The 6,512-nt window shown below is 69.4% G+C and carries 4 protein-coding genes and 1 pseudogene; 2 read left to right on the forward strand and 3 right to left on the reverse strand.

From position 1 onward, the window contains the following. Positions 1 to 40: 40 nt before the first annotated feature. On the forward strand, positions 41 to 511 hold the full coding sequence (locus AB0398_RS33495; RefSeq protein WP_366379446.1) for a DUF4259 domain-containing protein: 471 nt from the start codon (positions 41 to 43) through the stop codon (positions 509 to 511). Between the two features lie 750 nt (positions 512 to 1,261). Here AB0398_RS33495 and AB0398_RS33500 read toward each other — a convergent pair. After that, positions 1,262 to 2,845, reverse strand: a complete 1,584-nt coding sequence (locus AB0398_RS33500; RefSeq protein ID WP_366379447.1) for an FMN-binding glutamate synthase family protein — start codon at positions 2,843 to 2,845, stop codon at positions 1,262 to 1,264. A 471-nt stretch (positions 2,846 to 3,316) separates the two neighbouring features. Then, a complete protein-coding gene (locus tag AB0398_RS33505) occupies positions 3,317 to 4,060 on the reverse strand; it encodes an SDR family oxidoreductase (RefSeq protein WP_366379448.1) in 744 nt (247 codons plus the stop codon). 103 nt (positions 4,061 to 4,163) lie between these two features. On the opposite strand from AB0398_RS33505, the gene AB0398_RS33510 reads away from it, so the two are divergent. Next, positions 4,164 to 5,012 carry a LysR family transcriptional regulator gene (locus AB0398_RS33510; protein WP_366379449.1) on the forward strand — a complete coding sequence of 283 codons (849 nt, stop codon included), beginning with the start codon at positions 4,164 to 4,166 and terminating at the stop codon, positions 5,010 to 5,012. Between the two features lie 654 nt (positions 5,013 to 5,666). Here the strand turns inward: AB0398_RS33510 and AB0398_RS33515 are convergent. Further along, positions 5,667 to 6,511: pseudogene (locus tag AB0398_RS33515) on the reverse strand (IS5 family transposase); the annotation flags it as partial. Between the last annotated feature and the right edge of the window lies 1 nt (position 6,512).

Here is a 6,512-nt window from a genome sequence, read left to right on the forward strand (position 1 = left end):
GATGCGAGGATCCGGGCGACCTTGCACAAGGGAGATCAGCATGGGTACCTGGGATACCGGTCCCTTCGACAACGACACAGCCGCAGACTTCGCCAACGCTCTCGACGACGCCGAGCCCGAGGCGCGCGAAGCCCTGATCCGAGGCGTCCTCATCCGGACGATCGACGCCACCGGCTATCTCACGGAAGCAGAAGAGGCGGTGGCCGCAGCTGCACTCATCGCAGCGCAATGCCCGGGAGTCGACCCTATCGACATGCCTTACGGTCCGGAAACACCTATGCCCGTGTTCCCTGCCGACCTACGGGACCTCGCCTACGAAGCCCTCGCCCGCATCGCCAGCGACGAGGACGGGCTAGCTTCAAGCTGGGTCGACCCGGAGGACTGGAAGCAGTGGCGGTCCATACTCGCCCGCCTTCGCGCAGTGCTTTCCCCGGCCCCACCTTCCATCGCTCTCTTCGATGTTCAGCCAGCAAAGGGCGTTGTGGCAGATGGCGGAATCACCGGCAGTTGATCGCCGGGATTCTGCACCGAATTCGGACCGGGGTCCAGTGGCGTGGCTGTACCAAGATCACTCCGCAGGACTTGCCAGGGCCTTTCCCGGCTATCGACAGCGCCACAGTACGGGGGCGACTCGACGGATCGCGTAAGAGCCCTTCGGCTACGAACCCGCGATTCGGCTGCTCTGTGCGACGTGAGCAGCAGCGGCAGGATCATCGCGATCGCGCCCGGCATCTGCGCCCTGTGTGTATGGAGTCCTTCTCAAGCGCTGGGGGCTGTACAGCAGGAGATGCCTCGCGTTGATTGCCGAGCAAGAACCGCTACCACCGCGCCATCAAGGCCGCCATCGCCCGCAGCGTCGACTTCGACCGCCGGATTCTGATCCAGAACGCCCCGCCGACAGTCCGAGCCCGGCCTGCTGCGGCAAGGAGCTCAGGAAGTCATGGCCCTGCGCCCTGCGCGGTGGGCAAGAGCGCCATGCAGCAGGTAGGGATGCGCGCATGACTGCCCTGCTCACGGTACGGCTCGCCGTCGCATCGGTTGTCAGCACCCTCGTGGACGCCGTACTGGTGGACAACCGGCCATCCGGCGACGGAAGTTGCCGTGCCTACCGGCCTGAACCAGTACCTGTCGCCCGAGACCGTTACCGCCGTCGAGGAGAGCGTGGCTGCCTCCACCCGCCGCATGTACGGCGCGGACCGCCAGGCGCGTTCACCGCTTGATGCGCGGCCGAGGGCCGCACAGTGGTGCCGGCCTCCGGCGATCAGATGGTGAAGTGGTCGGGATCGGCGGACTTCCAGTCGGCCGCCCAGGAGGCGGGCGGTTCGGCGAGCAGCTGCCCCGGGCGGAGCCACTCGTAGAGTTCTTCGTAGGAGCGTTCGGTGACGGGGTCGATGCGTCGGCGGAGCATGTGCGGGCGCAGTTGCGCGGGATCGGTGACGCCCATGGAGGCCATGATCTGCAAGGCACTGGCCACGGTCGCTTCCTGGAAGCGCTGGACGCGCAGCGTCTTGTCGGGGACGTCGATCGCGCGGGCCCGGCGGGAGTCCTGTGTCGTGACGCCGGTGGGGCAGGTGTTCGTGTGGCAGCGCTGGGCCTGGATGCAGCCGACGGCGAACATCATCGCCCGTGCGGCGTTGCCGTAGTCGGCGCCCTGCACCATGCGCTTGACCAGATCGGTGCCGGTGGCGATCTTCCCGCTCGCCCCGATCCTGACGCGGTCGCGCAGGCCCGCGCCGACGAGGGCGTTGTGCACGGTGAGCAGACCCTCGGTGAGCGGGGTGCCTACGTGATCGGCGAATTCGAGTGGCGCCGCACCCGTTCCGCCCTCGGCTCCGTCCACCACGATGAAGTCGGGAGTGGTGTCCTCCTCCAGCATGGCCTTGCACACGGCGAGGAACTGCCGGCGCGAGCCGACGCAGAGCTTGAATCCGGCGGGTTTGCCTCCGGACAGGTCCCGCATGCGGGCGATGAAGCGGACGAGTTCACGCGGGGTCGAGAAGACTCGGTGATACGGCGGGGAGACGACCGTACGGCCTTCGGGCACCCCCCGGACCCGGGCGATCTCGGCGTTGACCTTGGCCCCCGGCAGAACACCGCCGATGCCGGGCTTCGCTCCTTGCGAGAGTTTCAGGGACACGCACTTGACGTGGTCGTGGGCGGCCTTGTCGGCGAACTGGGACGGATCGAAGTCGCCCGCGTCGGTCCGGCAGCCGAAGTAGCCGGTTCCTATCTCCCAGACGAGGTCGCCGCCCGGGCGCAGGTGGTAGTCGGAGAGACCGCCCTCGCCGGTGTCCTGGGCGAAGCCGCCGGCCGCGGCGCCCCCGTTGAGCGCGAGGACCGCGTTGGCCGACAGGGAGCCGAAGCTCATCGCCGAGACGTTGAGCAGCGCCATGTCGTAGGGGCGGTCGCAGTCAGGCCCTCCGATCCATACGCGGGGAGGCGTCTCGGGTACCGCACGGGGTGCCATGGAGGGCACGAGGAACTCGTACCCGGCCTCGTACACGTCCCGTTCGGTGCCGTAGGGCTCCTCCGCGTCAGTGCCCTTGGCACGCTCGTAGACGATGTTGCGCACGTCCCGGTCGAAGGGGCGGCCGTCGTAGTTCCGCTCGATGAAGTACTGCTGGAGCTCCGGACGTATCCGCTCCAGAAGGAAACGGGCATGCCCGAGGACGGGGTAGTTGCGCAGCACCGAGTGCCGGCGCTGCAGCAGATCCTGTGCCCCCAGCAGACCCGAGAGCGCGAGCGGAACAGCGGCGAGCCACCACAGGGGCGACGCCTCCGTCCCGGCTACGGCTGCCGTGACTGCGGCGCAGAGGACGAGGACGACGATCACCACACGTATCACGCGGTGCGCCTTGCCCGGTGGTGGGTCACCACGCCCTTTACCTGATCAAAGATCTCTAAAGTCTTCGAACAGGAGCCGTGATGTCGGCACCGTCTGCCCGCAGGGTCGTACGGTCGCCGGCGCCGCGCGGCTGACCACTTGCGTGCGCCGGGACGGCACGACGACGTCGGCCTGCTGGTACTCGCCGGAGAGGTCGCGGCGGCCGGGAGAGTGATGGCGGAGGGCTGGGTGTCCTCGGGTGCCGTCCCGACCGCAGCTTCGGACGCCCGTTGGTGGCCACGGTCCGCGTCTCCGCCGGAGCGTCGGTGCCGGTGAACGTCTCCGGCACCGAGTCGGCCCCGGCGGGCGTGGCCCGGTCCGGCCGGATTCTCCGGCGCTGACCGTGGCCCGCCGCACCGGCATGGCGTGACGGCGCCGGTCACGAGGACGCGCATGCGCCCTCTCCCTGGGGAGGCGTGAGCCGGAAGCCTGTTACCAGGGGATCTCTCCCTCGTCGCTGAAGAAGCGGCCGGTCGGCTCGTGGCCCTCCACGGTGGCCAGCCGGATCGCGGCGACCGCGCCTTGTCGGGGGGTGCGCACCCCGCGGAAGTCGTTGAGGTCGGTCGCGGTGAAGCCGGGGCAGACGGCGTTGATCAGGATGTGCGTGCCGGCCAGTTCCTTGGCGTACTGCACGGTGACGGCGTTGAGGAAGGTCTTGGACGGCGTGTAGGCGATGGAGATCGGGCCGGTATCGGTGCCCGGAGTGGTCTGGAGCGTGAGGGAGCCGACGCTGCTGGACACGTTCACGATCCGCGGCGACGGTGAGCGGCGCAGCAGCGGGAGCAGGGCGTTGGTGACGCGGATGACGCCGATCACGTTGGTCTCCACGGCCGCCCGTACCCGGTTCACGTCGACCGTGGTGGGCTCCTGGGGGTGGCCGCCGGTGATCGCCGCGTTGTTGACCAGCGCGTCGAGCCGCCCGGCCCGCTCCTCCACCAACCGGGCCGCCGCGGTCACGCTCGCGTCGTCGGTCACGTCCAGCGGTACGCCGAACGCGTCGGCCCCGGCCGCGCGCAGCTTGTCCACGGCGGCCTCGCGCCTCTCCTCGTTCCGCGCGCCGACGCCGACCGACCAGCCGAGCGCGCCGAGCCCGGCGGCGATCTCGTACCCGATGCCCTTGTTGGCCCCGGTCACCAGCGCGACCTTGGGGTGGTTCACGGTGTTCGTCTCAGTCATGACTCCGATACTTCTCCCCCATCGTGCGGGGCGTCCAAGACCGACCGGGTGGGCGGCGATACCGCCCGGGTATCGCTCCTGGCCGGCCCGTTAGGCTGGTGGGGTGGAGACACGTGAGCTGCGGTATTTCGTCGCGGTCGCCGAAGAACTGCACTTCGGCCGGGCCGCACAACGGCTCGGGATCGCCCAGCCCCCGCTGTCGCGGGCGATCGGCAGGCTCGAGCGACGCCTGGGCATCGTTCTGCTGGAGCGCGACAGTCGGGGTGTCGCCCTGACCGGGGCGGGGACGGTGCTGCTCCAGGAGGCGCGAGCCGCGCTGGACGCCGTCGAGGCCGCCGAACGACGCACACGCCGGGCCGCCCTCGCCGCGACGGGCCAACCCGCCGTGGTCCTGGCCGCGAAGGCGGGAGCCTCCGGTGAACTGCTGGCGAAACTCCTCGACGCCTACGCCGCCGAGCCCGGCGCTGTCGCCGTGGACGTCATGCTGTGCGGGCCGGGCGAGCAGGCACCGGTACTGCGCAGTGGCCGGGCCGACGTGGCCCTGCTGCACCGTCCGTTCGACGACACGGCCGGGTTCGACACCGAGGATCTGCACACCGAGAGCCAGATCGCGATCCTCCCGGCCGGCCACCCTCTCAGCACCCGCCCCCACCTGCGGCTCGCCGAGGTCACCGGCCTTCCCGACCTGCCCCTGCCCCGCTGGCCGCGCCCCGACGGCACCTTCCCGGACGGCCCCGGCCCCAAGGTGCGCGACCATACCCAGCTCACCCAGCTCATCGCCCTCGGCCGCGCCTGCGCGGTCGTCCCGGAGTCGGGCCGCACCATCCTGAGCGACGGCCTCACAGCCGTACCGGTCTCTGATGCCCCTCACGTCACCACGGTCATCGCCTGGCCCCCGCACAGCCGCTCGACAGCGGTCGCCGGACTGGTCCGCGCCGCCACTGCCCTGTGACCGACGGCGGTGGCCCGGGGCACATCGTGCGGAATTTCAGGGACAGGGTCCGGTCCCCCACCAACTCCCGGCACATCGTGGGGTACCACGTGACTGTCCTGTATCAGCGTTGCCAGAACCACGCCCCTGGCAGCCGCCCGCGCTCATGTACCACGGTGTCTTCCGTATCTGTCCTCCGGTGACCTCGGGCAGGTCACCGGAAGACACATGCCGTCGCGTCGCCCCCACCGTGCCGTCGGCCCGAAGGGGCATCCTGTGGATGCCGCACGATTCCGTGCCACCCTTCTGAAGCTGTTCGCGGACTCCGCGTGCAGGGCACTGAGGTCGGCATGGGCACGGCCGGCCTCCGGTGGCGGTGCCCTGCCAGTTCACAGCGCATGATGGTGAAGTCCCTCAGGAGAGGTAGCCTCCGGGGATTCGCTGATCGTAGTGGTCAAGACTTGGATGACCCGCCTGGATCCGACATCGTCGCCTCGCCTGCGGAGCAGATCACCACCTCGCCGGTAGTAGCCCACAGATGCGAACCCGCGTAAAGCCTTCGCCGTCCCAGGAAGAGTCAACCGTCCATCCGGGAGTAGTTGTCACGCATCCGCCGGTCATACTCCACAGCCGGCTCCAACCCGGCGGCACTAGGCGGTGTCTTCGAAGAGGGTTGAGCCAGAGGAGGAGGGATGCGATGGTGACGGCCGCCTGATAGGACTCTTGGGTTTTGTCGTAGCGAGTGGCGATCGCGCGGTACTGCTTGAGGCGGTTGAAGCAGCGTTCGACGACGTTGCGCTTCTTGTAGAGCTGTTTGTCGAAGGCGCGTGGTCTGCCTCCGACGCGGCCGCGTCGGGAGCGGTGGGTGCGCTGGTCGCGGCGTTCGGGGATGGTGTGGCCGATCCCTCGTTTGCGCAGGTGGGCGCGTATCTTGCGGAAGCTGTAGCCCTTGTCGCCCAGGATGTGGTCCGGGCGGGTTCGGGGTCGTCCGGGCCCGGCCCGGCGGACCTTGATGGTGTCCATGACCTCCTCGAAGCGGGTGCGGTCGGCGGCGTTGCCGCCGGTGAGGACGAAGCCGAGCCGCCGGCCGCGGCCGTCGCAGGCGAGGTGGATTTTCGTGGTCAGTCCGCCTCGGGATCGTCCGAGAGCGTGATCGCATATTTCGTCCCCCGGCTCCGCCCCCTTTTTCGGGCGCCGGCGGCATGCTGGTGAGCCCGCGCGACGGTGGAGTCGACCGACACCAGCCAGTCGACGTCGCCGGCCGCGTCCTTCTCCGCCTGGACCGCGGCCAGCATCCGGGTGAACGTCCCGTCCAGTGCCCACCTGGGAAAACGCGTGTACAGGGTCCTCCGCGACCCGTACCGCTCCGGCACATCACGCCACGCCGACCCCGTCCCCAGCTTCCACACGATGCCGTTCAGCACCTGCCGGTCGTCCAGCCGCGGCCGCCCCGAAGACGACCGCGGCAACAACCCGGACAGTACTTCCCACTCCACATCCGTCAGCTCATGACGACGCACC

Origin of the sequence: Streptomyces sp. NPDC086147 (assembly GCF_040702165.1) — a bacterium.
Taxonomy (GTDB): Bacteria; Actinomycetota; Actinomycetes; order Streptomycetales; family Streptomycetaceae; genus Streptomyces.